General features: G+C 55.1%; 2 protein-coding genes. Both read right to left on the bottom strand.

The annotated features are described in order from the left end of the window. Positions 1-498: 498 nt before the first annotated feature. Entirely contained in the window at positions 499-789 is a 291-nt protein-coding gene (locus tag KHO23_RS34810) for a hypothetical protein (RefSeq protein WP_211617532.1), read from the bottom strand. A gap of 298 nt (positions 790-1,087) precedes the next feature. Beyond that, positions 1,088-1,366, bottom strand: coding sequence for a hypothetical protein (locus KHO23_RS34805; RefSeq protein WP_211617533.1), 279 nt, complete (start codon positions 1,364-1,366; stop codon positions 1,088-1,090). Positions 1,367-1,883: the final 517 nt, after the last annotated feature.

The raw sequence follows: 1,883 nt of genomic DNA, 5'->3' as shown, positions 1-1,883 counted from the left end.
CTGCTGCCGTGGGCTGTTGCTGATCAGTTGCCCTCATACGCCGCCTAACTTCGCTTGCTCGCCCTCCAAATTGCAATTCGCGTCAAGGACGGCCTCGCTCGGACGCTTACCAAAAGGCTCAATAACCGTTGACTTCTTCTGTCGCGAAGGAACAGGAGATGTCGGCAAAACTACATCGGATCACGGCGACGGAAAGAACGAAGAGGCCTGTTGGCCGTGCGTCGGGGCCTAAATTGTCGGCTGATGCATGCTCGCCAGCGAGCAGGTCGTTGAGCGGACGCGCTGCCCCCAGGACATTCCACACAACTCAAGGTGGGTTGCCCGCGCGCCTATAGTCGGCCGGTCATGCAGGCTGCTGATGCGCACCGCGCCGTATACGACCACGAAACATAGTTTCAAGGCTGCGGTCTACCGCTTGCGCACGCTGGGGGGAGTCAGGCACTGCAAGTTGCGCAAGTCAAACGGACGCCGATGCGCTGGCTACGCCGCAGCGCCGGGTCAGAAAGTCACCATCCAGATCATGTGCTTGCCGTCGCGCACGGCACCCGGGGCCGGCGAGATCGCCTGGGTGGGATCGAGGGGAACCAGAACCGTACCGTATGGTTCGTTATGCCGACAGTGCACGCTCGGCTGGGGGATCGGCGACGGATCGGAGGCATGGATCACACAGCTTTCCTGGATCACCAGGCGGACCGACATTGAAGTGCGCCCCGTCGGCGACACGTGTGACGAAAACGCCCCCAGCAGCAGGAACATGGCAGCCCTGAACGACGTGGTCTTGTCCAACATGACTAATCGACTCCCTCTACCTGCGATTACACGCGGCGACTACTCCTGTAGGGAGTTGCGTGATTAAATCCACGAACGGTCAAACAGAAAAACCGCAAGCGCATCGCGAAGCCGGTTTCTTTCGCGCTGTTCGTCCAGCTGCGACTTCCACCATCTGCTATCCTGAATAATATTTCAGGTTCTGGCATATGACCTCGGAAATAAACCAGAATTTTTAGCCGGCGCTTGAGCCGGCTTTTTTATTTGATGCATTATCGCCCAGGGCTAATCCCGATCTGCATCGCTACCGCTATTGCCGTTATTCAGTAAGACCAAGGACGTCGGTATTTATTGCCTGCTGTTGACGGTCGGTCGCATTCCGTGCGCAGTTGAGATCAAGGACCTTTCCGTGAAGACCAACCTGTCGGAAGCCATTGTCGAACTGGTGAATTGCGGCGTCTTCTCTGTGGATCGCGACCATTTCAGTGTCCGTATCATCGTCAGGCGACGCCTGGATGATCCGCGCATGTGCAAAAAACTGTCCAAGCGCAAACTCCGGGGTCGCGTCAATAACCCAACCACGGTACTCGTACGTCATGATTACCTCCGATACTTGGCCAATCGAGATTTCAACAGACAAAGCATGGATTCATCAGGTTGTATTCGCTAAACCTCCAAGGTTAAATTGCCAGCGTCGGGTCGGCGAGCGGGCAACACGTTGTCTTCAGGCCGCAATACTGTTATAGCTCCGCGCCGGTGGTGCTGCGCGTTGGCAATCAAAAGATGCCCGTTTTGCAATGTCGATTCCGTATGTCGTAGCATTCATCTGGGGCCTCCGTTCCTTAAGTGGTTGCGTCGCAACTCCACTAATGGGATGGTCCACCCCGCCCCACCGGATAGGTTAGGCTGGCAGTGTTCATACCAAACTGGAGACGATCATGGACGACGTAACGCTCGTTGGTATCGATCTGGGCAAACACAGCTTTCACCTTCATGGACAGGACGCTAATCTTACTGTGTCAATAAAATATTCACATCAAAGCGATACCTGGTAGTATTGAATAATACAGACTTTGGATGATCGCGATGAGAGAAGATATCGACGAATTTGACGC

The organism is Paraburkholderia haematera (genome assembly GCF_905220975.1).
Classification (GTDB): Bacteria; Pseudomonadota; Gammaproteobacteria; order Burkholderiales; family Burkholderiaceae; genus Paraburkholderia; species Paraburkholderia haematera.
This window is presented reverse-complemented; position numbering and strand designations above follow the sequence as displayed.

Excerpts from the sequence above, each read along its gene's own strand:
- KHO23_RS34810 (WP_211617532.1), bottom strand. The coding sequence starts at position 789 with ATGTTGGACAAGACCACGTCGTTCAGGGCTGCCATGTTCCTGCTGCTG.
- KHO23_RS34805 (WP_211617533.1), bottom strand. The coding sequence starts at position 1,366 with ATGACGTACGAGTACCGTGGTTGGGTTATTGACGCGACCCCGGAGTTT.